Here is a 26,876-nt window from a genome sequence, read left to right on the forward strand (position 1 = left end):
TCCACCCCTCTATAGGGTGATCGTCAGTTGATCCCGACTCATCCGATGGCAGGCGATTCAGTGCAGGAGCAGACCCACCGCTCGCGCGTGTGGACGATCCCCAACCTGCTCAGCATGGTCCGGCTGGCCGGCGTGCCCGTCTTCCTGTGGCTCGTCCTCGGCCCGGAGGCCGACGCGCTGGCCCTGGTCCTGCTGATGCTGATGGGGCTCACCGACTGGCTCGACGGCTACCTCGCCCGACGGCTGGACCAGTACTCCGCCCTGGGGGAGATCCTCGACCCCGTGGCCGACCGGCTCTACATCCTCGCGGTCGTGGTCGGACTGGCGCTGCGCGACATCATCCCGTGGTGGGTGGCCATCATCCTGCCGTTGCGGGACCTCCTCCTGTGGGGGCTGGTGCCGTTCCTGCGCACCCGCGGCTACAGCGCGCTGCCGGTCCACTTCCTCGGCAAGGCGGCTACCTTCAACCTGCTCTACGCCTTCCCGCTGCTCCTGCTGGGCGAGGGCGAGGGCGCCGTGCCGATGCTGGCGCAGGTCTTCGGCTGGGCCTTCGCGTTCTGGGGGATCGGGCTCTACTGGTGGGCCGGCGTCCTCTACGCGTGGCAGGTCCGCAAGCTGCTGCGGGACACCGAGCGCCGACCACCGCGGGTGCGTCGCGATGGCTGAGCCTGCCACCCCCGAGCGTCCGCGTGAGCTGCCCGAGCACGTCACGACGCCGCTGCTGGCGCTGATCACCACCCGTTCGCTCGACGAGGACTACGCCCACGTCGCCCGCCGCAAGGCCGAGCGGGGGGAGCCCGTCCGGTCCCCGCGGCGGGGCTGGACCACCGCGGTCGTCGTCGGCGCCTTCGGCTTGCTCGTCGCCGTCGCCGGTGTCCAGACCTCCCAGGACGCCGACGTGGAGGAGCTCGGACGGGCGACCCTCATCTCGCAGATCGACGCGGGCCGTGCCGAGGTGGCCGGCCTCCAGCGCGAGATCAGCAGCCTCAGCGACGCCCGCAACACCGCCGAGGACCGCAACGAGATCCTCGACGCGCAGGTCGGCGACCTGGAGTCCCGCGTACGCCGCCTCGAGGTCCGCACCGGCTACGTCCCGGTCCGCGGCGAGGGCGTCCGCATCACCGTCACCAACCCGCAGAGCGACGACCCCAACGACGAGGTGCGCGACGAGGACCTCGCCACGCTGGTCGACGGGCTCTGGCACGCCGGCGCCGAGGCCATCGCCATCAACGGGATCCGGCTCACCGCGCTGAGCGGCATCCGCAACACCGGGCGCGCCATCCTGGTCAACAGCCGCCCCCTCACCCCGCCGTACGTCGTGGAGGCCATCGGGGACAACGCCACCCTGCAGGCACGACTCCTCGAGAGCAGCCAGGGACAGGAGTGGTTCAGCCTCGTCAACGGCCTCGGCTTCGGCTACACGGCGGAGAATGTCAGCATGGTCCGACTCCCGGCCAGCACGCTGCGTACCCTGCGTGACGTCACCGAGGGGACGTCAGGCAACCCGAGCAAGACGGAGGAGGAGGTCACGCCGTGATCGCAGCGATCGGACTCCTCCTCGGCGTGCTCGCCGGACTCGTCTTCGCCCCCGACGTCCCGCTCGGCCTCGAGCGCTACCTCCCCATCGCCGTGGTCGCCGCGCTCGACGCGGTCTTCGGCGGCCTGCGCGCCTTCCTCGACGGCATCTTCGACGACAAGGTCTTCGTCGTGTCGTTCATCAGCAACGTGGTGATCGCGGCCGCGATCGTCTACCTCGGCGACAAGCTCGGGGTCGGCAGCCAGCTGTCCACCGGGGTGGTCGTCGTGCTCGGCATCCGTATCTTCTCCAACGCCGCCGCGATCCGGCGCCACCTGTTCCATGCCTGAGCCCCAGCCCCGCCACGCCGACCACACCGACGCCGACGAGGACGCCGGCCGCCAGCGGCTGGCCTCGACCCTGCGGCACGGCTCGCGCGCGCAGGTCGTGGTCGCGGTGCTGCTGGCGGTGCTCGGTTTCGCCACCGTCGTGCAGGTCCGCGACACCGAGCAGGACAACACCTACGCCGGGCTCCGCGAGCAGGACCTCATCGAGATCCTCAACGCGCTGACGGGCACCGCCGAGCGCGCCCGGCGCGAGCGTGACCGGCTCGAGCAGGCCCGTGACGAGCTGCGGTCGGAGAACACCAGCCGCGAGGCCGCGCTGGCGCAGACCCAGGAGCGGGCCCGCACCCTCAACATCCTCGCCGGCCTCGTGCCCGTCACCGGGCCAGGCATCCGGATCACCATCCAGGAGGGCCCCGGGCCCGTGAGCGTGGGCTCGCTGCTCGACATCGTCCAGGAGATGCGCACCGCCGACGCCGAGGCCATCGAGTTCAACGACGAGGTCCGGGTGGTCGCCGAGAGCTCGTTCGAGTCCGGCGTGGGCGGGCTCGAGCTCGACGGCACGCTGCTCGAGCCGCCGTACGTCATCGAGGTCATCGGCGACCCGCACTCCCTGTCCGGGGGCCTCACCTTCGCGAGCGGGCCGATCGAGACGCTCGAGCAGTACGACGGCGCGACCGTCACCGTCGAGGAGCTGGAGGCGGTCGACATCGAGAGCGTCCGCGAGTCCGTCCGACCCGTCCAGGCCGAACCGGACCTCGACCAGTAACCTGCCCGTGCACCGACCACCTGACGAGGAGACGCCGTGTATCCCGAGGACCTGAAGTACACCAGCGAGCACGAGTGGGTGCGCATCCCCGGCGAGGCCGAGGGGTCGGTGCGCATCGGCATCACCCACTTCGCCCAGGACGCGCTCGGCGACATCGTCTACGTGTCGCTCCCCGAGGTGGGGGAGCAGGTGACCGGCGGCGAGACCTGCGGCGAGCTGGAGTCGACCAAGTCGGTCAGCGACATCTACGCCCCGCTCACCGGTGAGGTCGTGGCCCGCAACGACGCCCTCGACGCCACCCCGGAGCTGGTCAACAACGACCCGTACGCCGCCGGCTGGCTGTTCGAGGTCGTGCCCGCCGACGAGTCCCAGGTCGAGGGGCTCCTCGACGCCGCGACCTACCAGGCCGGCCTCGAGGGCTGACCGTCCGCCCGTCCGGGCCGGTCGCCGCGATCCGCCGTTGCGGCCACCGGCACGACTGGTAGGTTCGTCACAACCGTCAACCTCAGGCCCTGCCTGAGGGTTAGCGGCCCAGCACGTCCCAGACCATCGCGCTCCACACTTCCGAGCACGTTCCCGACGAGGAGGGGTTCCATGCCGTTCTGCACAGCCTGTGGCAAGCAGAACCCGGACGACGCGCGCTTCTGCGCGCAGTGCGGCACCCGCCTGGTGTCCGCCGAGGAGCCCGCCGCCACGCCTGCGGGCGACTCGACGGCGACCATCACCTTCGGCGTGCCCACCGCCGAGTCGTCGGACCGCCAGCTCAGCCCGGTCGACGCCGCCGCCGTGGACGCCTTGCCCGAGGGCCACGCCCTCCTCGTCGTGCAGCGCGGACCGAGCGCCGGCAGCCGGTTCCTGCTCGACACCGACCTGGTCGGTGCCGGGCGGCACCCCGACAGCGAGATCTTCCTCGACGACGTGACCGTGTCCCGCCGGCACGCGGAGTTCCGACGCAGCGGCACGGGCTACACCGTGAGCGACGTCGGCAGCCTCAACGGCACCTACGTCAACCGCGACCGCATCGACTCGGTGCAGCTCACCGACGGCGACGAGGTGCAGATCGGCAAGTACCGGCTGGTGTTCTTCTCCGGCGCCTCGGGCAGCTGATCGGTGTCCGTGCCCTCCACGCCGGCGTCCTCGGGCCCAGCGTCCGGGTCGGTCCAGCGTGCCCGGATGAACATCGGGCAGGTGCTCGAGCAGCTGCGCGGTGACTTCCCCGGCGTCACGATCCCCAAGATCCGGTTCCTCGAGGACAAGGGACTCATCAAGCCCGAGCGGACCCCGGCGGGCTACCGCAAGTTCTCCGCCGACGACGTCGAGCGGCTGCGCTACGTGCTGCGGATGCAGCGCGACCACTACCTCCCGCTGAAGGTCATCGGCGAGCACCTCGACGCCATCGACCGCGGCCTTGAGCCGCCGCCCATCGAGGGCGTGGTGCCCACCGTGCCCCAGGTCGCCCTGGCCGCCGACGGGATGCCCTCGCCGGAGTCGTTCTCCCGCACGAGCGACGTGCGGCTCTCCCGCATGGAGCTGCTCAAGATCGCCGAGGTGTCCGACGAGCTGCTGACCCAGCTGGAGCAGTTCGGCCTCATCGCTCCCCGCACCGGCACCCGGCACTACGACACCGACGCGCTGGTGGTGGCCCAGACCGCCCGCGAGCTCGCCGACTTCGGTTTCGAGCCCCGGCACCTGCGCGCCTTCAAGACCGCCGCGGACCGCGAGGTCGGCCTCGTCGAGCAGGTCGTGGCACCGCTCGAGCGCGGCCGCGACGCGGCGGCCCGGGGACGCGCGGCGGACGCCGTCAGCGAGATCGCGTCGCTCTCGGTGCGTCTGCACGCGACGCTCGTCAAGACCGGGCTGCGGCGTCGCTGACTGCCCGGCTCCGCGGGTCTTGCACCGGGAGTAGGCTGGCTGCGTGCGCGAAGTAGACGTCATCGGAGTCCGGGTGGAGATGCCCTCCAACCAGCCCATCGTGCTGCTCCGGGAAGCCTCCGGGGAGCGCTACCTGCCGATCTGGATCGGCGCGGTGGAGGCGACCGCGATCGCCTTCGCACAGCAGGGCGTGGTGCCGCCGCGCCCGCTCACCCACGACCTGATGAAGGACGTGCTGGAGGCCACCGGCCAGTCGCTGACCGAGGTCCGGGTCACCGACGTCAAGGACGGGGTGTTCTACGCCGAGCTGGTCTTCGCCAGCGGCCAGGTCGTCAGCGCCCGGCCGTCGGACTCCATCGCCCTCGCGCTGCGCACGGGGGCCCGGATCGTCTGCGCCGAGGGCGTCCTCGACGAGGCGGGCCTGGCCGTTCCCGCCGAGCAGGAGGACGAGGTGGAGGCCTTCCGCGAGTTCCTCGACCACGTGTCCCCGGAGGACTTCGAGGCGCCGTGAGCCTCACCCTCAACCTGAGGTTGAGGGTTTCGACACGCCGCGGGGACGTTTGACCACCCCGCGGCTCAGGCATACGGTGAAGGTCTCCGCTGTAACTCCACCCGTGTGGTTGCCCTTCCCCGCATCCGCCTTCCCCCGGAGCTACGCCCAGCGGTGATGAGACCGTGGAGGGTCGCCGTGGCTGTGAACGAGAACGAGCAGGACCGCGTGGGTGCCGAGGCAGCCCAGGCCGCAGACGAGCAGGGCCTGCTCTTCACCGACGACGTCTCGCCGCTCCCGAGCGACACCGGCTATCGCGGCCCGACGGCCTGCAACGCGGCCGGCATCACCTACCGCCAGCTCGACTACTGGGCCCGCACCGGACTCGTGGAGCCCACGGTCCGTGGAGCCTCCGGCTCCGGGTCGCAGCGGCTCTACTCCTTCCGGGACATCCTGATCCTCAAGGTCGTCAAGCGCCTCCTCGACGCCGGCATCTCCCTCCAGCAGATCCGCACGGCGGTCGCGCACCTGCGCGAGCGGGGCACCGACGACCTGACCCGCGTCACGCTGATGAGCGACGGCGCCAGCGTCTACGAGTGCACCAGCAACGACGAGGTCATCGACCTCCTCCAGGGCGGCCAGGGCGTCTTCGGCATCGCCATCGGGGGAGTGTGGCGCGAGATCGAGGGCACCCTCGCCGAGCTCCCCAGCGAGCGCACGGCCGAGGAGGCGCCCGCGCCGGGCGACGAGCTCGCCGCCCGTCGGGCCGCGCGCCAGACCGGCTGACGGCACCACCCACCCCACGCCTCGACGGGCCCGGAGCGACGCTCCGGGCCCGTCGTCCGTCTCGGGGCGCCGACGAGTCGGCGGCCACCTCGTCGGACGTCCGACGGGACGTCCGACGGACTGGCGGCCCGAGCAGCCACCTCGTCGGACGTGCCGGACGCCGTCCGACGACCCGGCTGCTGGTCGGTCGCGGGGCCCCGCCCTCCCGGAGACGCCCTTGTCGTACGCCGCCAGCTGCGGTGAGCGCTCAGGCCGGCGCGAGACCGGGGGAGCACAGGCACTCGGCCGCCTGCCGGTGGCCGGCCTCCATCGCCCCCGCCAGGCCGTGCCCGGCGTACGTCGCGAGCAGGAACCCGGACACGAAGGCGTCGCCGGCACCGTTGGTGTCGACCACGTCGTGCACGGGTGCCACCGGGACGTGCAGCTCCGCGGTCGCCGTGACGGCGGTGGCCCCGCGAGCGCCCCGGGTGCAGACGACGACCGTCGTACCGGCCGCGACCCTGCTCCGCATGAAGGGCAGCGGGTCCTCCATCCCGTCGTCGTTGAGGAAGAGCACGTCCGCCGCCTCGACCCAGTCGCGGTGGAACCTCGCGGTGCCGTCGTAGTCGTGCACGTCGCACCACACCGGCTTGCCGGCCGCGCGCGCCTGCGGGAGCAGCGGTCGGGTCCAGTCGGCGAGGTCGACGACCGCGACGTCGGCGCCGGCCAGGGCCTCGGTGAGCTCCCGGTCGTGGGGGTTGCTGGACGGTGGCTCGGGCAGCCGCAGGTAGATCGACACCCGGCCACCGCGGTCGTCCATCAGGTTGAGGTGCTGCTCGGTGCCGACGGGAGACGACCCCGCGAGGAGGGTGATGCCGTCCCGCGCCAGCGCCGTCCGGGCGAGGTCGCCCTCGCGGTCGCCGCCGAGCAGCGTGGCCAGGACGACCTCGGCACCGGCAGCAGCCAGGTTGAGCGCCTTGCCGGCCGAGGTGCCGCCGACCGTGTCCACGTGGTCCCGGGCGAAGACCGTGTGCGGACGTGGGGCGGGCAGGTCCTCGAGGTGGACGATGCGGTTCCAGGACACGGGGCCGGCGACCAGCACGCGGGGGGACGTCACTCGGCCATCATGGCCGCTCGGCACCGGGATCTGACGGTGGACGGCGCGGTCGACCGCGCGGTGCCACACGTGCGCTGGTAGATTCGACGGTGCTGGCGATCCCGCGCGGGAGAGTCTTGGTCCGGTCGCAGGCCGGGCAAGCGCCGAAGGGGCAATTCCTCCCCGGAACCTCTCAGGCACCCGGACCGCGCGGACCAGGCAGCTCTGGAGCCCCCGTCGCGGGACGACAGAGGGGGAGGCCCGCTGACTCATCGACCCGTTCGACCAGGGAGCCTCCATGACGGACCAGTCCGACCTCACGACCGCGCCGTTCGTCGAGCGCCACATCGGGCTGCGCGAGCCCGACATCGAGGCGATGCTCAAGCAGCTCGGCTTCGAGAGCCTCGACGCGCTGATGGAGGCCGCGGTCCCGGGCGGCATCCGCGTGGAGGCCGAGCTCGACCTGCCGCCGGCGCTCACCGAGGACGTCGCCGCGCGAGAGCTGCGGCGGATCGCGTCGCTCAACCGGCCGGCCGAGGCGATGATCGGGCTCGGCTACCACGGCACCATCACCCCGCCGGTGATCCGCCGCAACGTGCTGGAGGACCCCAGCTGGTACACCGCCTACACGCCGTACCAGCCGGAGATCTCCCAGGGCCGCCTCGAGGCCCTCATCAACTTCCAGACCGTCGTCGGGGACCTCACCGGTCTGCCGACCGCCAACGCGTCGCTGCTCGACGAGGGCACCGCGGCCGCCGAGGCGATGACGCTGGTGCGACGCGGCAACCGCAAGGCCAGCGGCCCGTTCGTCGTCGACGCCGACGCGCTCCCGCAGACGATCGACGTGGTCCGGACGCGTGCCGAGGCCATGGGCATCGAGGTCGTCGTCGCGGACCTCGCCGAGGGGCTGCCCGACGGCGAGCTGTCCGGCGTGCTGGTGCAGTACCCCGGCGCCTCGGGCCGCGTCCTGGACCCCCGTCCGGTCATCGAGGCCGCGCACGAGCGCAACGCGCTGGCCGTCGTCGCCGCCGACCTGCTCGCGCTCACCGTCCTCGAGGCCCCCGGCGAGATGGGGGCCGACGTCGTCGTCGGGTCGTCCCAGCGCTTCGGCGTCCCGCTCTTCTACGGCGGTCCGCACGCGGGCTACATGTCCGTCGCGGCCGGGCTGGAGCGGCACCTGCCGGGTCGCCTCGTGGGCGTCTCGGTCGACGCCGAGGGCCGTCCGGCCTACCGGCTGGCCCTCCAGACCCGCGAGCAGCACATCCGCCGCGACAAGGCGACCTCCAACATCTGCACCGCCCAGGTGCTGCTCGCCGTCGTCGCCTCGATGTACGCCGTCTACCACGGCCCCGAGGGCCTGCGGGAGATCGCCCAGCGGACCCACCGCTTCGCCGGCCGCATCGCCGCGGCCCTGCGGGCCGGGGGAGTGGAGCTGGAGAACGACACCTTCTTCGACACCCTCACCGCCGTCGTCCCCGGACGCGCCGCCGACGTGGTCGCCGGGGCCCGCAGCCTGGGCCTGCACCTGCGCCTCGTCGACGCCGACCGGGTCGGGATCAGCACCTCGGAGTGCACCACGCCGGCCACGGTGGCGAGCGTGCTGCGGGCCTTCGGCGTGGCCGCGCCCGAGGTCGGGCTGGAGTCCGCCGAGGGCCTGCCGGCCGACCTGCGCCGCGCGACGCCGTACCTCACCCACGAGGTCTTCCGGACCCACCACAGCGAGACGCAGATGCTGCGCTACCTGCGCCGTCTCTCGGCCCGCGACTACGCACTCGACCGCGGCATGATCCCGCTCGGGTCCTGCACGATGAAGCTCAACGCCACCACGGAGATGGAGCCGATCAGCCTGCCCGGCTTCGCCGACCTGCACCCCTTCGCGCCGGCCGAGGACGCGGCCGGCTACCGGCAGCTCGTCGACGAGCTGGAGGGCTGGCTGGCCGAGGTCACCGGCTACGACCGGGTCTCGATCCAGCCCAACGCCGGGTCGCAGGGCGAGCTGGCCGGCCTGCTGGCGATCCGCGGCTACCACCGGGGACGGGGCGACGAGGGTCGCAACGTCTGTCTGATCCCGTCGTCGGCCCACGGCACCAACGCCGCCTCGGCCGTGATGGCCGGGATGAAGGTGGTGGTCGTCAAGGCCGCCGACGACGGCACCGTCGACCTCGACGACCTGCGCGCGCAGTGCGACGCGCACGCCGATGACCTGGCCGCGATCATGGTCACCTACCCGTCGACGCACGGCGCCTACGAGGACACCATCAGCGAGCTCTGCGAGATCGTGCACGGCCACGGGGGCCAGGTCTACGTCGACGGCGCCAACCTCAACGCGCTGCTCGGCCACGCCAAGCCGGGGGAGTTCGGCGGCGACGTCTCGCACCTCAACCTGCACAAGACCTTCTGCATCCCCCACGGTGGTGGCGGCCCGGGCGTCGGGCCAGTGGCCGTGCGCGAGCACCTCGCGCCGTACCTCCCCTCCCACCCGATGCACCCGGAGGAGGCCAAGCGGTCCGGGATCGGCGCGATCAGCGCGGCGCCCTACGGCTCCGCCGGGATCCTGCCGATCTCGTGGGCCTACATCCGGCTCATGGGCGGCCCCGGCCTCACCCGCGCGACGGCCGCCGCGGTGCTCAGCGCCAACTACGTCGCGCACCGCCTCGGCGAGCACTACCCGGTGCTCTACCGCGGCCACGGCGGGCTGGTCGCCCACGAGTGCATCCTCGACGTGCGCGGGCTGACCAAGGAGTCGGGCGTGAGCGTCGACGACGTCGCCAAGCGTCTCGTCGACCACGGGTTCCACGCCCCGACGATGTCGTTCCCGGTGGCCGGCACCCTGATGGTCGAGCCGACCGAGTCCGAGGACCTCGCCGAGATCGACCGGTTCTGTGACGCGATGATCGCCATCCGCGAGGAGATCGCGCAGGTGGAGGCCGGCACCTGGAGCCCGGAGGACTCGCCGCTGCGGCACGCCCCGCACACCGCGCGCGCCCTCGTCGGCGACTGGGACCGCGCCTACTCCCGCGAGGTCGGGGTCTTCCCGGCCGGGGTCGACCCGGACAAGTACTGGCCGCCGGTGGCACGGATCGACCAGGCCTACGGCGACCGCAACCTGGTCTGCGCGTGCCCGCCGCCCGAGGCGTTCGCCGAATGAGCGCACCCGTCGACCGGGTCACCGACCACACCGCCCGGCGACTTCGCTGGCGGCTGGCCACGGCCCAGGCCGATGGGCAGGTGCCCTCGCTCGTCGCCGGCATCGTGCGCGACGGCGGCCTGGCCTGGGCGGACGGCATCGGCGACGTCCCCGGGTCGGTGACCGACACGCAGTACAAGGTCGGCTCGATCACCAAGACCTTCACCGCGGTGCTGGTCCTCCAGCTCGTCGAGGAGGGCCTGCTGTCGCTGGACGCACCGGCCTCCGAGGTGCTGGGGGACGTCGGGTACGCCGACCGGTCGGTGCGGCAGCTGCTCGCGCACACCGGCGGTCTCCAGGCGGAGCCGGCCGGGTCGTGGTGGGAGCGCACCGAGGGCGGGAGCTTCGACGAGCTGGTCGCGGCCAACGACGGGTCGACCCCCGCGTTCGACCCCGACCGGCGGTTCCACTACTCCAACCTCGCCTACGGTCTGCTCGGCGAGGTCGTCGCGCGGCTGCGCGGGCAGACGTGGTGGGAGGCGGTGGAGCAGCGGATCCTGGTCCCGCTCGGGATGACCCGCACGTCCTACCAGGCGTCCGGCACGCACGCGCTCGGCTGGTCGGTGCACCCCTACGCGCAGACGCTCATCCCCGAGCCGCTGCCCGACACGGCTGCCATGGCCCCGGCCGGCCAGGTGTGGAGCACGGTCGCCGACCTCGCGACCTACTGCTCCTTCCTGCTCGAGGGGCACGAGGACGTGCTGACCGCTGACGTGCTCGCGCGGGCCTTCACGCCGCAGTCGGGGGAGGAGGCAACCGGGCTGCGGTACGCCCACGGCCTCGGTTTCCAGGTGTTCCCCGGTGGCGCCGGCACGCTGGTCGGGCACAGCGGCTCGATGCCCGGCTTCCACGCGATCTGCCTGGTCGACCGCACCCGGCGCACCGGCGTCGTGGGCCTCGTCAACGCCACGGCGGGCATCGCCGTCGCGGCGCTCGGGGCGACCCTGCTCGACGAGCTCGAGGCGTGCGAGCCGACGCTGCCACGGGTGTGGCGGCCCAACGACGCGGTCCCGGACGCGTTCGTCGACGTGCTCGGGGTCTGGCACTGGGGGGCGACGCCCTACGTCCTGGCCTGCGAGGCCGGCGACCTGGTGGCGCGGCGGCGGGGCGTGGAGATGTGGCGCTTCACGGCCGACGACTGGCGCATCATCGGCACGAAGGGATACCACGCGGGGGAGGAGCTGCACGTCGTACGCCGTGACGACGGCTCGGTCTCGCACCTCGACGTGGGCACGTTCGTCCTCACGCGTGAACCCTACGAGCCAGGGGCGCCGATCCCCGGCGGGCACCCGACCGCCTGACCGGCCTCAGTCCTCGAGGGCGCGCAAGCGGAGTCCGTTGGCCTGCCGGAGGGGCGCGAGGCGCGCCGCGAGGTCCGTGACGTCGGCGTCGCTGTTGCTCTCGAGCTGGTGCGGGTCGGTCACGAGGTCGTAGAGCTCCCACTCGCCCGCCTCGTGGTGCTCGATGTAGGCCGTGGAGCCCTCGCGGAGCATCGACCACCCCAGGTTGGTGTTCTCGACGAGCAGCCGGCGGCGCCAGCCCGACCAGTCCCCGGTGCGCAGCGGCCGGAGCATCGAGCGCCCGGACAGCTCGCGGCCCGCGTCGGGGTCCCGGCCGGCGATGTTGAGGGTCGTGGGCATCAGGTCGACCTGGGACACCAGGGCGTCGGAGGTGCCGGGCTCGACCCCGGGACCGCGCACCACGAACGGGATCCCGGCCGACTCCTCGTAGGGCTGCTCCTTGCGCACCAGCCGGTGCTCGCCGAGGAGGTAGCCGTTGTCGGAGACGAAGAAGATCCAGGTCCGGTCGAGCTGCCCGGTCCGCCACAGCACGGTGAGCAGCCGGCCCACCTGGTCGTCGAGGTCCTGCAGCTCCTCCAGCTTGCCCTCGTACGCCGCCCGCATCCGGGCCCGGTCCTGGCGCGGCAGGTCACGCAGCCAGGTGGGCTTGTCGGACATGTCGGCCTCGTTGAACGCCGGGGGGTCCCACTCGACGCCGTCGAAGTCGTGCCGGTGCCGGTCGCTGGGACGGTAGGGGTCGTGCGGGATCGACGGCGACCACACCGCGAACCACGCGGTGTCCCGCTGCTGCTCGACGAACCTGCGCAGGCGCTCCGCCGCCGCACCGTCACCGGCCGCCTGGCCCTCGAGCTGGCGCAGGGTGCCGTCGACGTTGACCTGACCGCGCTTGCCGACGGTGGTGACCCACCGTCCCCAGCCGGGCGCGACGTACGTCGGGTCGCTGGCAAGGCCGTTCATGTACTTGCCGAAGTAGCCGGTGTCGTAGCCGGCGTCCCGCATGCGGGTCGCCACGGTGTCCTGGTCGTGCCCCTGGGCGACGAAGGGCGGGTGCGTCATGTTGGTGTGGCAGCCGTGGTCGTGGGGGTACCTGCTGGTCAGCATGGAGGCCCGGGCGGGGCCGCACCACGGCATCGCCGCGTAGCCGCGGCGGAAGCGCAGGCCCTTGCGCACCAGGCGCTCCCACGTCCGGTCCATCGACCGGAGCGTGGAGCGCATCTGGTCGTCGGTGATGATCCACAGGACGTTGTCGGCCATGGCTCAGAGCGCCTGCGAGACGCTCGACATGTTGAAGTCGGGGATGCGCAGGGCCGGGGTGGCGGTGCGGGAGAAGTAGTCGTCGCCCCACTCCCGGCTGAAGCTCGGCACCGTCGTGCTGGCCGCGGTGAAGCGGTTGAGCAGGTCCACGGGGCTCTCGTTCCAGCGGAAGTTGTTGACGGCGCCGGTGATCTCGCCGCCCTCGACGAGGTAGACGCCGTCGCGGGTCAGGCCGGTGAGCAGCATGGTCTGCGGGTCGACCTCGCGGATGTACCACAGGCACGTGACGAGGAGGCCGCGCTCGGTGCCGGCGACGAGGTCCTCGATCGATCCGCGGGCGTCGTCGACCTCGAGCACGAGGTTGTCGATCATCGGGGTCACGGGCTGGCCGGTCATGGCCGCCGAGTGCCGGGTCTGGATCAGCGACGTCAGCTCGCCGTCGCGGATCCAGTCGGTGCGGCCGAGCGGCAACCCGTTGTCGAAGACCGACTCGGTGTTGTCCGACGCGCTGGCGACGTTGAACGGCGCGCAGGCCAGGGCGGCGTACGCGGGGTCGGAGTAGAGGCCGACCCCCGGGCGGGCGATCCGCTCGCCGATCCGGGTGCCGCCGCCACGACGGCTGTAGACGGACTCGCCCTCGTGGGCGACGCGGGCGCCCGCGCCCCAGTAGGCGTCGACCATCAGGTCGGCGACCGAGCTGGGCGGCAGGATCGTGTCGTAGCGGCCGGCCGGGAGGTCGGTACGCCGTCGGGCCCAGCCGAGGCGGGTGGCGACCTGGTCGGCCATGGCCAGGGCGTCGACGTCGGTGAAGTCGCGGGTGGCGCCACCGACCCAGGCGCTGCTGCGCAGGTCGGCGGTCTTGGCGGTGCAGGCGTAGTGCCCGGTGGGCTGGGTGTGCCGCAGTCGCAGGCCGCGTGACGACCCGAGGTAGGTGGTGACCACCTCGTGGTCGACGAAGCCGTAGAGCACCCGCCCGGCCGCGGTGGCCTGGCCGAAGGCCTCACCGAGGGCGGGCGCGAACGCGTCGTACACATGGATGTCGGTCGGCTGGGGAGCCTCGTCCCAGTCGGGGCTGGTGCGCCCGGCGACCAGGTCGGCGGCGTCCTCGGCCGGCCCGGCGGCGCGGGCCGCGGCGTCGGCCGCCTCGACGAGCGCGGTCACCTGCTCGGTCGTGCTGGCCGAGCCCGACACGGAGCCGGTGGCGACGCCGTCGCCACGCCCGACGAAGGAGACGACGACCACCTCGCTGGAGACCATGACCCCGTTGGTGGTCAGGGTGTTGTTGGCCCAGCGGAGGTTGGCGCTGCTGGAGGCCCGGACGATGACGACGCAGTCGTCGGCGGTCGAGGTGGCGAGCGCGTGCTCGACGAGCTGCTGGGGCGTCACGGTGGTCGACATCAGTGGCCTGCCTCGTCGGTCGTGTTGAGGATCCGCACGTCGCGGAAGAGGGCGGTCGGGCAGCCGTGGCTCACCGCGGCGACCTGACCGGGCTGGGCCTTGCCACAGTTGAAGGCCCCTCCCAGCACCCAGGTCTCCGGGCCGCCGACGGCCTCCATGGAGCCCCAGAAGTCGGTGGTGGTCGCTTGGTAGGCCACGTCACGGAGCTGGCCGCCCAGCCGGCCGTCGCGGATCTCGTAGAAGCGCTGTCCGGTGAACTGGAAGTTGAACCGCTGCATGTCGATGGACCAGGACCGGTCGCCGACGACGTAGATGCCGCGCTCCACGCGCCCGATGAGCTCATCGGTGCTCGGGCCATCGGGGTCCGGTCGGAGCGAGACGTTGGCCATCCGCTGGATGGGGATGTGGCCGGGGGAGTCGGCGTAGGCGCAGCCGTTGGACCTGCCGTCGTTGAGCTCCGGCTTCATGTGGCCCATCGACCGGTCGAGCTGGTAGCCCACGAGCACGCCGTCGCGCACGATGTCCCACGACTGGGCCTGCACACCCTCGTCGTCGTAGCCGACGGTCGCCAGTCCGTGCTCGATGGTGCGGTCGCCGGTGACGTTCATGACCGTCGACCCGTACTGCAGGGTGCCGAGCTGGTCGTAGGTGGCGAACGAGGTGCCGGCGTAGTTGGCCTCGTAGCCCAGCGCCCGGTCGAGCTCGGTGGCGTGGCCGATGGACTCGTGGATCGTCAGCCAGAGGTTGGAGGGGTGGATCACCAGGTCGTAGGTGCCGGCCTCCACGCTGGGTGCGGCCAGCTTGGCGGCGAGCAGCTCGGGGACCTCGGCCAGCTCGGCGTCCCAGTCCCAGCCGTCGCCGGCGACGTACTCCCATCCCCGCCCGACCGGTGGTGCCAGGGAGGCCATGGAGTCGAAGACGCCGGTCCGTTCGTCGGAGCCCATCGCCTCGAACGCGGGCTGGACCCGCACGCGCTGCTGCGTGGTCCGGGTGCCCGACAGGTCGGCGTAGTACTTGTTCTCCTGGACCTGCTGGAGCGACGACGTGGCGTGCGCGACGCTGGCGTGGGAGCGCAGCCGGTTGGTCCAGTCGACCAGCACGGCCGCCTTGTCGGCGGTGGGCACCTCGAGCGGGTTGACGTCGTACGCCGAGATCCAGGTGACGTCGTCGTGCACGGGCTCCGGTGCCAGCTCGACCGGCGTCGTGGTCATGCCGGCCGCCACCTCGGCGACCGCGATCGCGGTCTCGGCGATCCGCCGCGCCTCCTCGGGCGTCAGCACCACGCCGGAGGCGAAGCCCCAGGCACCGCGGTGGACCACCCGGACCGCGAAGCCGAGGTCCTCGGTGTCCATCGCGGTCTGCAGCACGCCGTCGCGGGCCCCGAGGTACTGGTAGCGGACCCGCTCGAGGCGGAAGTCGGCGTGGGTCGCCCCGAGCTCGCGCGCGCGTCCCAGCGCGACGTCACCGAGGTCGCGGAAGGGCAGGGCGGCGAAGGTCGGGTCGAGGGCGGGAGCACTCATGGGGGCGAACCTAGCGGAGCCGTTAGGGTGCTCGGCATGACGACACCGGCGTGGCTCGGGATCGGTGCCCAGCGGTCGGGGACGACGTGGTTCACCGACCTGCTGACCCAGCACCCCGAGGTCGGTCTCGGCACCAACGACAAGAAGGAGCAGCACCTGCTCCACAAGGTCGGCGACGGCCTCGTCCCCGCGTCGGACTACCTCGGCCTCTTCCCCGACGACGGCGTACGACGGGGGGAGTGGACCCCGCAGTACCTCCGGCACGCGTCGGCGCCGGCCACCGCGGCGCGGCTGCTCGGGCCGGACGTCCCGGTCCTGGTGCTGCTGCGGGACCCCGTCGAGCGCTTCCTCTCCGCCATGCGGCTCGCTGCCACGCGCGCGAAGTCCCCGTGGCCCTACCCGGTACCCATCACCGTGCAGGGCTTCAGCGGCTTCTACGCCGACCAGCTGGCGATGTGGGCCCACCACGTGGGACGCGAGCGGATGGTGGTGATGGTCTATGAGTCCGTACGCCGCACGCCCCAGGCCGCCGTCGACGCCGTGTGGGCCCGGCTCGGTCTGGACCCGGTCCCCCTGACCGACGTCGACCGTCCCTCGCGCTCGAGCAGCCACGCGGCGTGGGAGCCGCCCGAGGGCCTCGTCGAGTCCCTCCGGGTGCTCTACCGCCCGCAGGTCGGCCGGCTCGCCGACGACTGGGGCCTCGACCTCTCGGGTTGGTCGCTGGACCGCTGACTCAGGCGAGCACCGACTCCACGCTGGAGCCGCGGGTGCGGTGCTTGTGCACCCTCAGCTGGGTAGGGATGCGGTCACGCATCTCGGCGACGTGGCTGACCACTCCCACGACCCGGCCGCCGTCGCGAAGTCCGTCGAGGGTGTCCATGACGTCGTCGAGGGTCTCGGCGTCCAGCGAGCCGAACCCCTCGTCGACGAAGAGGGTGTCGAGGTCGGCTCCGCCGGCCTCCTGGGTGATGACGTCGGCGAGCCCGAGGGCGAGCGCGAGGGAGACCACGAACGTCTCACCGCCCGACAGGGTGGCCGGGTCGCGGGCCTCGCCCGACCAGTCGTCGCGCACCCGCAGGCTCAGGCCGCCGCGGGTCTCGCCCGCACCGCGCAGCCCGGTGTGCTCCAGGGAGTAGCGCTGGTCACTCATCGTGACGAGGCGCTCGTTGGCGGCCGCGACGACCTGGCTGAGCCGGTGGGCCAGCACGTAGGCGGAGAGCCGCATCTGGAGGGTGTTGTCGGCGGCCTTGCCCTCGACGAACGCGGACAGGTGCGTCGCCAGCTCGAGGTCGCTGCGCACCGGCTCCCAGGCGTCGAGCGCGGCCGTCAGGTCCACGGCGAGGTCGTCGACCCGGGCGACGCGCCGCGTGGCCACGGCCAGCTGCGCGTGGGCGGCCCGCGCGCTGGTCTCGGTCGCCTCACGGTCGGCCCGCGCGACGGCGAGGTCCGGCACCGGCCGACGGGCTGCTTCCTCGTGGACGGGGTCCTGCAGGACCCCGCGGGCACGCGTCACGCGTGCCTCGGCGGCGTCGAGCCCCGCGGCGACGCGGTGTGCCTCGTCGGGGTCGAGGAGGGCGCCGCGGTAGTCGTCGAGATCGGTGAAGCCGCTCCGCGCCGCCGCCTGGTGCAGCGCCTGCCGGGCGGCGTCGAGGTCGCGCTCGGCAGCGCGCCGACGCTCGTCCGCCGCGCAGGCGCGGGCGAGCAGCTCGTGGGAGCGGGACCAGTGCGAGACGAGCGCCGCGAGGGTCGCGTGGCCGGTGCCGTCGAGGACCGCGTCGAGCCGTGTCCCGAGGCGGTCGCGCTCGGCTGTGTGCAGCTCGAGTCGCGAGGCCAGCCCAGCCAACCGCTGCTCGTGGCCTTCCAGCTCGGCGCGCAGGGCGTGGGCCTGCTCCTCGGCCGTGGCGACCCGGTCACGGAGGTCGTCGGCGCGGGCGGCGGACGCCGTCACCTCGGCGTGCCTGTCGACCGCCTCGGCGAGCTCCTCGTCGAGGGAGCACGTCCGGTCGGTGCCGGCGAGCGCCACCAGGGCCGAGTGCTGTGTCTCGAGATGACGCGCCTGGTCGTCGAGGGCCACCACGACGGTCTCGGAGTCGTCGACGGCCTTGCGCGCGGCGCGCTCGGCGGGGGCGTCGGGCGCACCGTGGGTGGCGACGGCGAGGGCGGGGTGCTCGCAGGACCCGCACACCGGGCAGCTCGCGCCCACGGCGACCTGCCCGGCCAGCTCCGCGGCCATGCCATCGAGACGGGCCTCGCGGATCTCGAGCCAGGTCTCCTTGAGCGCGGTGAGCTCGGCCCGGGCGGCGTCGCGGTCGGCCACCGCGCGTCCCAGGGCGGGAGCGACCACGTCGCGGTCGCGTGCGGCGTCGCGCCGGGCGCGGAGCTGGTCGACCTGCGTCGTGATCCCGGGGACCAGGGCCACTGCCTCCTCGGCGGCGCGGAGCTTGGTGCGCAGCGCGGTCAGCCGCTCGGGGAGGGCTGCGACGGCCAGTGTCGCAGCGGCCCGGTCGGCCTCGGCCTGCTCGATGTCGGACAGCACCTCGTCGCGGAGGCGGCCCACCTCGACCAGCCGGTCGGCGTCGGGGCGCAGCGCCTCGGCGGCCTGGAGCGAGGCGGCCGACTCGGCCAGGACCCGCGGCAGGTCCACGTCGTCGAGGCGACGCGTGCTGCCGGGGCCGGCCACGGCCGCCCATCCGGCCAGGGTGCTGGCGGCCTCGCGATGCGCGGACGCGCACACGGCCTCGCGGTCGTCGAGGGCGGCATCGAGGCCGGTCAGCGCCGTGGCGCGCTCGGCACGCGCGAGGCGCAGGCGCGCCGCCCGGTGGGCCTCGTCGTCGTGGTCGGCCACGACGGCGGCGGCCTCCGCGTGGGTGCTCTGCAGGCCCAGGATCCGCTCGGCCTCGGCGAGGCCCCGGACCGCGCGCGCGCTCGCGTCGTCGGCGGCGGCCGCGGAGGACGCGGTCACGTGGGCCCGGGCCCGGGAGTCGGCACGGACCAGGTCGAGCCAGGTCCGCAGGCCGTCGGGCGGGGTGCCCTCGTCGGGGACGGGGCGGTCGGAGGTCTCGGAGATGCGGCTGACCAGCGTGGACACCGTCGCCGCGTGCTGGTCGGCCACGCGGCGCACGGACGTGCGGTGGTCGCGCAGCCACCGCTCCACCTGGTCGAAGCGGCCGGTCCGGAACACCTGCTGCAGCAGGGCGTGGCGCTCCTCGGAGCGAGCGCGCAGGAAGGCCTGGAAGCGACCCTGGGGGAGGAGGGCGACCTGGCAGAACTGGGGGAGGTTCATCCCCGCGAGGCGGGTCATCAGGTGCCCGGCCTCGTCGAGCCGGGTGGATCGCGTCACCCAGGCGCCGTCGACGCGCTCGGCGAGGTGGACCGAGGCCTGCTCGGTGGTGATGCCGGTGCCGCGCTTCTTGGGCCGCTGCCACGCCGGGGACCGCTCGATGCGCCAGCGGCGCCCGGACAGCGTGACCTCCAGGGTGACCGCGGGCGCCACTCCCGGCGCGGCCTGGTCGCAGCGCAGGCGCTTGGCGACCGATCGGTCGCCGGGGACGTCGCCGTAGAGCCCGAAGCACACGGCGTCGAGGATGCTGGACTTGCCGGCCCCGGTGGCCCCGCTGAGCAGGAAGAGCCCGGACGCCGACAGGACGTCGAAGTCGATCGAGACCGTGTCGGCGAACGGGCCGAACGCGGTGGCCCGGAGGGAGTGCAGGCGCATCAGGCCTCACCCACGAGCACGTCGAGGTCGGTGTCCTCGCAGCAGGCGTCCACGGCGTCGCGGAGCAGCGCGGACTCGGCCGGGGTCGCGGGAGCCCCTCGCAGGGCGCTGACGAAGTCGAGGGTCACCTCGTGGTCGGAGCGCCCGGCGGTGCGGGCCGCCGGCGTCGTGGCCCTGTCGCCGCCGACGGGCTGGAACGAGAGCACCAGGGTGTGCGGGAACCGGGCGCGGAGCCGGTCCATCGCGTGGAGCGGGCGGACGCGATCGGTCAGCGTCGCCTGCACCCACGCATCCTCGTGGACCGCGAGGCGGGGGTCGGTCAGCAGCGTCTCGATCTCCCCGGTGATCCGGGCTAGCCGCCGGGGGACCGGAGCGGGGACGTGCTCGGCGCGGGCCAGCCCGGGGGCGTCGAGGTCGACCAGCCACGAGCCCTTCTGGTGGTCGGCCTCGGAGAAGGAGTAGGCCAGCGGCGAGCCGCTGTAGCGGATCGACCCGGTGAGCGTGTGCTGCCCGTGCAGGTGGCCGAGGGCCACGTAGTCGATGCCGTCGAAGGAGGACGTGGCCACCCGGGAGACGCCGCCGACGCTGATGTCACGCTCGGAGTCCGACGGCTCGGCGCCGGCGACGAACGCGTGCGCCATGACGACGGACCGCGTGCGGGCGCTGCGACCCGCGAGGTCGGCCCGCACCCGCGACATGGCAGCGTCCATCACTGCCTGGTGGGACCGGGCCGGCAGCTGCCAGGGCTCGACGAGCGAGCGGGGGTCGAGGTAGGGCAGGCCGTGCACGGCCACCGGACCGTGGTCGTCCTCGAGGAGGACGGGGGTGCCCACGCTCGCGGCCGACGTCCGGATGAAGACTCCCGCGGCGTCGATCAGGCGCGAGCCGAAGCCGAGGCGCTGCGCCGAGTCGTGGTTGCCGCTGGTGACCACCACGCGGGCTCGCGACGCGGCGAGCCTGGCGAACGCCTCGTCGGCCAGGTGCACCGCGTCGACGTGGGGGAGTGCCCGGTCGTAGACGTCACCGGAGACGAGCACGACGTCGACGCGCTCGGTGTCGACCACCTCGAGCAGGTGGTCGACGAACGCACCCTGGTGGCCGAGCAGGTCCTCCCGGTGGAAGGACCTCCCCAGGTGCCAGTCGGAGGTGTGCAGGATGCGCATGGGACGAACCTAATTTCGACCACCGACAGCGGCCGGCATCCCACGCCGTCGTGCGTCGGTCGAGGCGTGGTTCAGGCGTACTGGACGCAGCGGCCCGGCGAGGTGAACCCGTGCAGCGTCAGGCCCGCCTGCCGGGCCAGGTCGACCGACAGGCTGGTCGGTGCACCCACGGCGACGAGACTCCCGATGCCCGCCGTGACGGCCTTCTGGACGAGCTCGAAGCCGGCCCGGCCGCTGACCACCAGGCAGGCGGCGCCGGAGGACTCGCCGGCGAGCACGCGCGCGCCGATCACCTTGTCGACGGCGTTGTGCCGACCCACGTCTTCGCGCACCAGCTCGATCTCTCCGTCGGCGGAGGCCAGGGCCGCCGCGTGCACGCCCCCCGTGCGCTCGAAGATGCGTTGGCCGGTGCGCAACCGTTCGGGGAGGAGGCGGACGACCGCGGGGGGAGGGACGTCGCCGGTCCACGCGGAGCCGCGCACGACGTCGAGCACCTCCAGCACGCTGTCCTTGCCGCACACCCCGCAGGCCGACGACCCCGCGCTGCGCACCTCGTGCCGGTGCACGGCGTCGATGTCGGTGCCCGCTGCGAGGGTGATCGTCACGACGTTGAACTCCTCCTCCGGGAGGAGGTCGGCGTCGGTGCAGTAGGCCACCTGCCGGATCGCCGAAGGGGGGAAGAGTGACTCGCTCACCGCGAAGCCCGCCGCCAGCTCGAAGTCGTGCCCCGGGGTGCGCATCGTCACCCACACCCGGCGCGCGGGCTGCCCCGGCGCGGCGAGCCGGATCTCGAGGGGTTCCTCGGTCACCAGCCGGTCCTCGTGCGTGCGGGTCCCCTCGGCGAGGTGCTCGGTCACGCGGGTGCGGACCGAGGGACCGGGCCGGCGGGGGCGGGCGCTGGTGGTCATGCCGGCACCGAGCGTGCGTCGAGGCGTCGCCGGAGCTCGTCGGACATCACGCGCAGCTGACGGCGCAGGGACAGGTCCAGGGTCTCGTCGCCGGCGAGCCGGTCGGCCAGGCGCACGGTCGCGGGGTCGGTCGAGGTGATGGGGAAGAACCAGCACGCAGCGTCGGCGAGCACCCAGCCCGACCGGTGGGTCGTGGTCGCCGGCAGCTCGGCGAAGAACCTCTCGACGTACGGCGCGGTGAGGTGCTCCTGGCCCGGGAGCCACATCCCCTGGCCGGTCGCCTGGAGCTCGTAGTTGGGGACGTCCTCGGCCCCGGTGAAGCGGCCCCACGCCCACGCCTTCGCTGCGTCGTCCGGCAGCGAGGCGACGGCGCGCGCGTGGTCGACGCGCGAGGTCGCGGTGGGCTCGTCGGCGAGGAACCGGTCCAGGGTGGCGCGGTCGGTGCCCCCCAGCGCGGCCAGCTGCACGAGCAACCGCCAGCGCAGGCCGAGGTCGACGTCGACCCCGGCCGGGACATCGCCGTCCAACCACCGCGACACCTCGTCGGTGCTGCTGCAGGACGCGATCGCGCCCTGGAAGGCCGCGAGCTGGACGGTGCTCCCCGGCTCCGCGGTGGTCGCCCGGGCCAGGCACGCCTGGTGCAGGGCCTCCAGCGCGGCACGCGGGTCCTCGGCCAGGGGTGCCACCTTGGTGAGCAGCCACTCCATCAGCAGCATCTTGCTCGGCGAGGAGGCCCAGCCGTTGAAGGCCAGCGGCTCGTCGCTGGTCTCGTCGGGGATGGCCACGACGGCGACGGCTAGCACGTCCTCGGGGGTGGCGGCGCCGAGCTCGAAGGCGCTGCGGAGGTTGTTCCACACGGCCGACCGCTCCATCAGGTCGGTGCTGGTCCGCATCACCGAGGGCAGCAGCGAGAGCGTGGTGGCGTCCGGGCGGGCCAGCAGCCACGACGTCTCGTCGACGTCGATGACGACGGCGTCGTCCGCGCCCACGTCCAGGGGAGTGGCGTCGGCGTCCAGGACGACCGGCACCCGCCGGGTGGTGCCGTCGGCGGGGGTGACGGCCAGGGTGAGGCTGTGCGTGCGCTCGACCGGGTCGACGGCCGGGGGAGTGCGCAGCAGCGCGCCGGCCTCGCGGTCGTGGGCGACGGTGTCGACGCCGCGGGTGCGCAGCCAGCCGTCGGTGACGTCGGAGAGGTCGCCCGCGCCGGCCCGCTCCCAGCTGGCGAAGAGGTCGTGCATGGTGGCATTGCCGAAGCGATGGGTCTCGAAGTGGTCGACGACGCCCCGGAAGAACACGTCGTCGCCGAGGCGCCCGTTGAGCTGCTTGAGCACCGTGGAGCCCTTGACGTAGGAGATGCCGTCGAAGTCCTGGAGGGCGGCGGTGGCGTCCGCGGCGCCGTTGCCTGCGACGGGGTGGGTGGCCGGGCCGGCGTCGGCGACCAGCCCCCACTGGCGGCGCAGGTAGGAGTTGTGCACCCACGCGTCGTCGTACTGAGTGACGTCGGCGGTGACCCGGTTGCCCATGTACTCGGCGAAGGACTCGTTGAGCCAGAGGTCGTCCCACCAGGCCGGGGTCGTGAGGTTGCCGAACCACTGGTGCGCCATCTCGTGCATCACCGTCGTGGCGCGCACGATGCGGGCGCCGCGCGTGACCTTGGTGGTGAAGACCAGCGGGTCGCGGAAGGTGACGCAGCCGGGGTTCTCCATGGCGCCGGCGTTGAACTCGGGGACGAAGGCCTGGTGGTAGCTGCCGAAGGGGTAGCGGATGCCGAAGAGGCGGTGCATCTCGTCGAAGCCCTGCCGGGTGAGCGTGAACAGCTCGTCCGCGTCCGCGTCGAGCTCGCGGGCCAGGCTCGCGCGGGCCGAGAGGCCCAGCGGGATGCCGTCGTGCTCGTCGGTGACCAGGTGGTAGGGGCCGGCGACCAGGGTGACGAAGTAGGTGGACAGCGGCGGGGTCTCCTCGAAGACCCAGGAGCCGGGCTCGACCTGGCTGCCCGGCCCGTTGGCGACCACGACCCAGTCCTCCGGAGCACGGACGGCCAGCCGGTAGGGCGCCTTGAGGTCGGGCTGGTCGAAGCAGGCGAAGATGCTGGGGGCGGCGTCCATGAAGGACATCCCGTAGACGTAGTGCCGGCCGTCGGCGGGGTCGGTGCTGCGGTGCAGGCCCTCGCCGTCGTTGCGGAACCGCATGACGGCGTCGACCACGAGCTCGTTGTCGCCCGCAGCGGTGTCGAGCGGGACCCGCCCCTGGCGGAGCAGGTCGGGGTCGATCCGGTCTCCGTTGAGCGTGATCGACCGCACCGAGACGGGCTTGAGGTCCACGAACGTCGGCCCGCCCCGGCTCCGGAACCGGATCGTGGTGTGCGACGCGAAGGTCGCCTCGTCCGAGGCGAGGTCCAGCGACACGTCGTACGACGTGATGTCGAGCAGCTCGCGGCGCTCGACGGCCTCGGTGCGCTGCAGGCTCAGGAAGGGGGATCCGCTCACTACGTCACCCTAGCCACCGACGTGTGCGCGAGTTCCTAGGCTGGGCCCATGACAGACACCACGCAGGGCCAGGCAGCCACGCCCCCACCGGGTCCGGACACGCTGCGCAGCATCGGACTGACCAAGATCGGCCCGCACCGCTTCAAGGCCACCAACGCCCGGGGCGGCGAGACGTTCATGGGCCGCGGGGGAGACGACCCCGACTTCACGCCCGTCGAGCTGCTGCTCGCGGCGATCGCCGGCTGCAGCGCCATCGACGTCGACATGATCACCGGCAAGCGGGCGCACGCCACGGGGTTCGAGCTGACCGCGGAGGGCCACAAGGTGCGCGACGAGCAAGGCAACCACCTGACCGGGCTGCGCCTGAGCTTCGACGTGCAGTTCGCCGAGGGCCCCGAGGGCGACGCCGCCCGCGAGGTCCTGCCGCGGGCCATCGCCCAGTCCCGCGACCGGCTCTGCACGGTCAGCCGGACCGTGCAGCTCGGCGAGGAGATCACCTACGAGCAGGCCTGACGCCTGACCCGGCGCCCGGTGGTCAGTCCAGGGTGACGCCGGAGATGGAGACGGTCTCCTTGGGGGCGCCGTCAGGGCCGCCCTCGGCGGTGCCCTTGGCGGCGACCTCCTCGAGCAGCTTGACGCCGGCCTCGTCGATGGTGCCGAACTCGGTGTAGACGGGGTCGAGCACCCCGGAGTCGGCGTACACCAGGAAGAACTGGGAGCCGCCCGAGTCGGGCATGCTCGTCTTGGCCATCGCCAGCACGCCCGGCCCGTACTTCTCCGAGCCGTCGACCTCGTCGGGGATGGTGTAGCCGGGACCGCCCATGCCGGAGGCGGTCGGGTCGCCGCACTGGAGCACGTAGATGCCCTCGGTCGTCAGGCGGTGGCACTCGGTGTCGTCGAAGTAGCCCTGCTCGGCGAGGGAGACGAAGTTGTTGACGTTGCACGGGGCGCCGTCGGCGTCGAGCTCGACGGCGATGTCGCCGACGTTGGTGCTGATGGTGGCGTCGACGGTGCCCGACACGGTGGCCTCGGCCGGGGGAGGCTCGACCTCCTTGGCCGGCTCGGAGCCGTCCTCGGGGTAGTCGCACGTCGTCCCGCCGGCAGCGGGCTCCTCGCCTGCGGCCTCGGACTCGCTCGACGCGCCGGTCGAGGGGTCGACGGCCTCGTCGTTGTCGGCCTCGTTGCCGCAGGCGGCGAGCAGGGACAGCGTCAGGAGGGCTGCGGTGGCGGGCAGGAGTCGCTTCAGCATGCGGGGGATCCTACGCAGGCGCTGGTCGGTCGGAGCCTGCGCCTAGGATGGCCGCCGTGAACCGGGAAAGGATCTTCGAGGCTGACAACGCCGCCGTGCTGGTCACCGTCGGGACGTTCCTGCTGCTCCTCGCGTGCCTGCCGCTGGCCATGGGGATGGACGAGCGGATCGATCGGGACCGCCCCATGTACGTCGACCTGTCCCGGATGGAGGCCCTCCAGACCGCCAGCGTGGCCACCACGGGGGCGATCGTGCCCCTCGAGCTCACGGGTGGCGAGTCGGCGGAGGTCGCCGGCCAGGAGTTCGTCGCCTCCGAGGGGGTCAGCGTCGTCGTGCGCGACGGGGAGGGCGACGAGACCTACTGCATCTCGGTCAGCAACCAGCACGACGCAGAGGCCGAGCACTGCGGCTGAGCGATCACCCGCCGATCATCTCGGCGAACATCTCGGCGTACTGGATGAGATGACGGTCGCCGAGGAACCGGTCCAGCACCCGTTCGTGAGCGGCGTGGCCGAGCCGCCGGGCCCTCTCGGGGTCCCGCAGCAGCGAGTCGACGGCGATCGCGAAGGCCTCGAGGTCGAGCGGGTCGGGGAGGAGCAGCCCGCTGACCCCGTCCTCGACCTGGTCCAGGATGCCGCCGACCGCGGAGGCGACGACGGGCCGAGACTTCCACATCGGCTCGGTGACCGTGAGGCCGAAGCCCTCCACCAGGCTCTTCTGGACGACGACCGAGGCGTGGCGCTGGAGCGCGTTCACGAGGTGGGCGTTCTCGTCGACGTCGTCCATCGGCAGGGCCGTGAGGTGGACCCGCTCCCGCATCCGGTCGGGCAGCGCCGCCCGGAGGTCGCGGCACTGGGCGAGGACCGCGGCGCCCTCGGGGTCGTCGGCCACGCCGGCGACGTCGGGTCCGGCCAGCACCAGGTGCGCGTCCTCGGGCAGCCGGCCCAGGTGGTCGGTGAAGCCGCGGAGCACGCCGGGCATGTCCTTGAGCCGGTCCCACCTGCTGACCTGGAGCACCACCCGTGCGCCCTCGGGCACGGGCGGGCCGTCCAGCATCAGGCTGGCGCGGGGGCGCACCCGTCCCGGCTCGCCCCGGCGACGCTCGAACGCCGGGCCAGCTCCGTCGGAGCCGTCGGCCATGAGCCCGGCGACCAGGAGGGAGGACCGCACGTCGCGGCCGCTGATCTCGGCGTTCTTGGCGCTGAACGGGTCGAGGGACGGGGGCACCACGCGGAGCCGCTCGGGCGGGACCCACGCCGGTGCGTACTGGCGCCGGGAGAAGACGAACTCCTGGGCGCCCTCGACGTACGGGCGCAGGAAGCTCCAGCCGATCTCGGACAGCTCGTGCGGCTCGTCACGGCCGATGTGGCACCGCCACGCGACGAGGGCGCCGTGGGCGGTGAGGCCGTCCACGAGGCCTGCGGCCTGCGGGTCGTGGAGCAGCACGATGTCCCCGGGACGCACGCGGTCGAGCGCGTCGCGCAGGTTGTGGGCGAGCACCTCCTCGTAGTGGGCCCGGGCCTCGGCGTCCAGGTCCCCGCCGTCGCCGAAGGAGCCGTGGAGGAAGTTGTGCAGGCGCTTGGTGACGGTGAAGAACCCGGGGTCGCCGTCGAGGACGAGCCAGCGGGTGTCGACGCCCGCCCCGCGTCCGTAGGCCAGCAACACCTGCAGCAGCTCGGCCACCCCGCCGCCCTGTGCCGTCGCGTTGATGTTCCACACCACACGGCCGCTCAGCTGCTGGGCCGCCTCGACCGCGCGGCAGCGGAGCGCCTCGGCGCGGTCGGGAGGGAGGATCCCGGCCAGCCGCTCGAGGTCCAGGGCGTCGATCCGTACCTCGTGCACG

Annotated in this window: 24 protein-coding genes and 1 riboswitch; of the genes, 14 read left to right on the plus strand and 10 right to left on the minus strand. The window is 73.1% G+C overall.

The window, feature by feature from the left end:
- Positions 1-45 precede the first annotated feature (45 nt).
- The 9 genes from DAI17_RS18645 to DAI17_RS18685 all read left to right on the plus strand — a co-directional run bounded on the left by DAI17_RS18645 (position 46) and on the right by DAI17_RS18685 (position 5,777).
- A complete protein-coding gene (locus DAI17_RS18645) occupies positions 46-666 on the plus strand; it encodes a CDP-alcohol phosphatidyltransferase family protein (RefSeq protein WP_107774738.1) in 621 nt (206 codons plus the stop codon).
- The gene (locus DAI17_RS18650; RefSeq protein ID WP_107774739.1) at positions 659-1,537 is read left to right on the plus strand and encodes a DUF881 domain-containing protein; all 879 of its coding nucleotides are present in this window, start codon (positions 659-661) and stop codon (positions 1,535-1,537) included. The genes DAI17_RS18645 and DAI17_RS18650 overlap by 8 nt, the downstream gene beginning before the upstream one ends.
- Positions 1,534-1,866, plus strand: coding sequence for a small basic family protein (locus DAI17_RS18655; protein WP_107774740.1), 333 nt, complete (start codon positions 1,534-1,536; stop codon positions 1,864-1,866). The genes DAI17_RS18650 and DAI17_RS18655 overlap by 4 nt, the downstream gene beginning before the upstream one ends.
- The gene (locus DAI17_RS18660) at positions 1,859-2,629 is read left to right on the plus strand and encodes a DUF881 domain-containing protein (protein ID WP_107774741.1); all 771 of its coding nucleotides are present in this window, start codon (positions 1,859-1,861) and stop codon (positions 2,627-2,629) included. Before DAI17_RS18655 ends, DAI17_RS18660 begins: the two co-directional genes overlap by 8 nt.
- A gap of 36 nt (positions 2,630-2,665) precedes the next feature.
- A complete protein-coding gene (gcvH, locus tag DAI17_RS18665; protein ID WP_107774742.1) occupies positions 2,666-3,052 on the plus strand; it encodes a glycine cleavage system protein GcvH in 387 nt (128 codons plus the stop codon).
- A gap of 171 nt (positions 3,053-3,223) precedes the next feature.
- On the plus strand, positions 3,224-3,736 hold the full coding sequence (locus DAI17_RS18670; protein ID WP_107774743.1) for an FHA domain-containing protein: 513 nt from the start codon (positions 3,224-3,226) through the stop codon (positions 3,734-3,736).
- A gap of 66 nt (positions 3,737-3,802) precedes the next feature.
- Positions 3,803-4,501, plus strand: coding sequence for a transcriptional regulator FtsR (gene ftsR / locus DAI17_RS18675; protein WP_107774744.1), 699 nt, complete (start codon positions 3,803-3,805; stop codon positions 4,499-4,501).
- A 43-nt stretch (positions 4,502-4,544) separates the two neighbouring features.
- Positions 4,545-5,012 carry a bifunctional nuclease family protein gene (locus DAI17_RS18680; protein ID WP_107774745.1) on the plus strand — a complete coding sequence of 156 codons (468 nt, stop codon included), beginning with the start codon at positions 4,545-4,547 and terminating at the stop codon, positions 5,010-5,012.
- Positions 5,013-5,195: 183 nt separating this feature from the next.
- Positions 5,196-5,777: a MerR family transcriptional regulator gene (locus tag DAI17_RS18685; RefSeq protein ID WP_107774746.1), complete on the plus strand. Its 582-nt coding sequence runs from the start codon at positions 5,196-5,198 to the stop codon at positions 5,775-5,777.
- Positions 5,778-6,024: 247 nt separating this feature from the next.
- Here DAI17_RS18685 and DAI17_RS18690 read toward each other — a convergent pair whose 3' ends face one another.
- Positions 6,025-6,873, minus strand: a complete 849-nt coding sequence (locus tag DAI17_RS18690; RefSeq protein WP_107774747.1) for a carbohydrate kinase family protein — start codon at positions 6,871-6,873, stop codon at positions 6,025-6,027.
- Between the two features lie 96 nt (positions 6,874-6,969).
- A riboswitch (glycine riboswitch) is annotated at positions 6,970-7,071 on the plus strand.
- A 79-nt stretch (positions 7,072-7,150) separates the two neighbouring features.
- Here DAI17_RS18690 and gcvP point away from each other — a divergent pair.
- Together gcvP and DAI17_RS18700 are read left to right on the plus strand one after the other, a co-directional pair.
- A complete protein-coding gene (gene gcvP, locus DAI17_RS18695; protein WP_107774748.1) occupies positions 7,151-10,000 on the plus strand; it encodes an aminomethyl-transferring glycine dehydrogenase in 2,850 nt (949 codons plus the stop codon).
- Positions 9,997-11,340, plus strand: a complete 1,344-nt coding sequence (locus DAI17_RS18700) for a serine hydrolase domain-containing protein (RefSeq protein WP_107774749.1) — start codon at positions 9,997-9,999, stop codon at positions 11,338-11,340. The genes gcvP and DAI17_RS18700 overlap by 4 nt, the downstream gene beginning before the upstream one ends.
- Before the next feature lie 6 nt (positions 11,341-11,346).
- Here the strand turns inward: DAI17_RS18700 and DAI17_RS18705 are convergent, their stop codons facing one another.
- Genes DAI17_RS18705 through DAI17_RS18715 form a run of 3 tightly spaced genes read right to left on the minus strand, consistent with a single transcriptional unit; the run spans position 11,347 to position 15,512 of the window.
- Positions 11,347-12,594, minus strand: coding sequence for a sulfatase-like hydrolase/transferase (locus DAI17_RS18705; RefSeq protein WP_107774750.1), 1,248 nt, complete (start codon positions 12,592-12,594; stop codon positions 11,347-11,349).
- A 3-nt stretch (positions 12,595-12,597) separates the two neighbouring features.
- Positions 12,598-13,992, minus strand: coding sequence for a metallopeptidase TldD-related protein (locus DAI17_RS18710; RefSeq protein ID WP_107774751.1), 1,395 nt, complete (start codon positions 13,990-13,992; stop codon positions 12,598-12,600).
- Positions 13,992-15,512, minus strand: coding sequence for a TldD/PmbA family protein (locus tag DAI17_RS18715; protein WP_107774752.1), 1,521 nt, complete (start codon positions 15,510-15,512; stop codon positions 13,992-13,994). The genes DAI17_RS18710 and DAI17_RS18715 overlap by 1 nt, the downstream gene beginning before the upstream one ends.
- A 36-nt stretch (positions 15,513-15,548) precedes the next feature.
- Here DAI17_RS18715 and DAI17_RS18720 point away from each other — a divergent pair, with 36 nt between their 5' ends.
- Positions 15,549-16,244, plus strand: a complete 696-nt coding sequence (locus tag DAI17_RS18720) for a sulfotransferase domain-containing protein (protein WP_159081639.1) — start codon at positions 15,549-15,551, stop codon at positions 16,242-16,244.
- Between the two features lies 1 nt (position 16,245).
- On the opposite strand, the gene DAI17_RS18725 is transcribed toward DAI17_RS18720, so the two are convergent.
- From DAI17_RS18725 to pepN, 4 genes are all read right to left on the minus strand, one after another.
- A complete protein-coding gene (locus DAI17_RS18725) occupies positions 16,246-19,227 on the minus strand; it encodes an AAA family ATPase (protein ID WP_107774754.1) in 2,982 nt (993 codons plus the stop codon).
- Positions 19,227-20,390: an exonuclease SbcCD subunit D gene (locus DAI17_RS18730; RefSeq protein WP_107774755.1), complete on the minus strand. Its 1,164-nt coding sequence runs from the start codon at positions 20,388-20,390 to the stop codon at positions 19,227-19,229. Before DAI17_RS18730 ends, DAI17_RS18725 begins: the two co-directional genes overlap by 1 nt.
- Positions 20,391-20,461: 71 nt before the next feature.
- Positions 20,462-21,298: a formate dehydrogenase accessory sulfurtransferase FdhD gene (locus DAI17_RS18735; protein ID WP_107774756.1), complete on the minus strand. Its 837-nt coding sequence runs from the start codon at positions 21,296-21,298 to the stop codon at positions 20,462-20,464.
- Positions 21,295-23,784, minus strand: a complete 2,490-nt coding sequence (gene pepN / locus DAI17_RS18740) for an aminopeptidase N (RefSeq protein WP_107774757.1) — start codon at positions 23,782-23,784, stop codon at positions 21,295-21,297. Before pepN ends, DAI17_RS18735 begins: the two co-directional genes overlap by 4 nt.
- Before the next feature lie 48 nt (positions 23,785-23,832).
- Here pepN and DAI17_RS18745 point away from each other — a divergent pair, with 48 nt between their 5' ends.
- Positions 23,833-24,297, plus strand: coding sequence for an OsmC family protein (locus tag DAI17_RS18745; protein ID WP_107774758.1), 465 nt, complete (start codon positions 23,833-23,835; stop codon positions 24,295-24,297).
- Between the two features lie 22 nt (positions 24,298-24,319).
- Here the strand turns inward: DAI17_RS18745 and DAI17_RS18750 are convergent, their stop codons facing one another.
- A complete protein-coding gene (locus tag DAI17_RS18750) occupies positions 24,320-25,033 on the minus strand; it encodes a peptidylprolyl isomerase (RefSeq protein WP_107774759.1) in 714 nt (237 codons plus the stop codon).
- A gap of 56 nt (positions 25,034-25,089) precedes the next feature.
- Here DAI17_RS18750 and DAI17_RS18755 point away from each other — a divergent pair, with 56 nt between their 5' ends.
- A complete protein-coding gene (locus DAI17_RS18755; protein ID WP_159081640.1) occupies positions 25,090-25,446 on the plus strand; it encodes a hypothetical protein in 357 nt (118 codons plus the stop codon).
- 4 nt (positions 25,447-25,450) lie between these two features.
- Here DAI17_RS18755 and DAI17_RS18760 read toward each other — a convergent pair whose 3' ends face one another.
- A complete protein-coding gene (locus DAI17_RS18760) occupies positions 25,451-26,875 on the minus strand; it encodes a glycosyltransferase (protein WP_107774761.1) in 1,425 nt (474 codons plus the stop codon).
- Between the last annotated feature and the right edge of the window lies 1 nt (position 26,876).

The organism is Nocardioides sediminis (assembly GCF_003047295.1).
Classification (GTDB): domain Bacteria; phylum Actinomycetota; class Actinomycetes; order Propionibacteriales; family Nocardioidaceae; genus Nocardioides; species Nocardioides sediminis.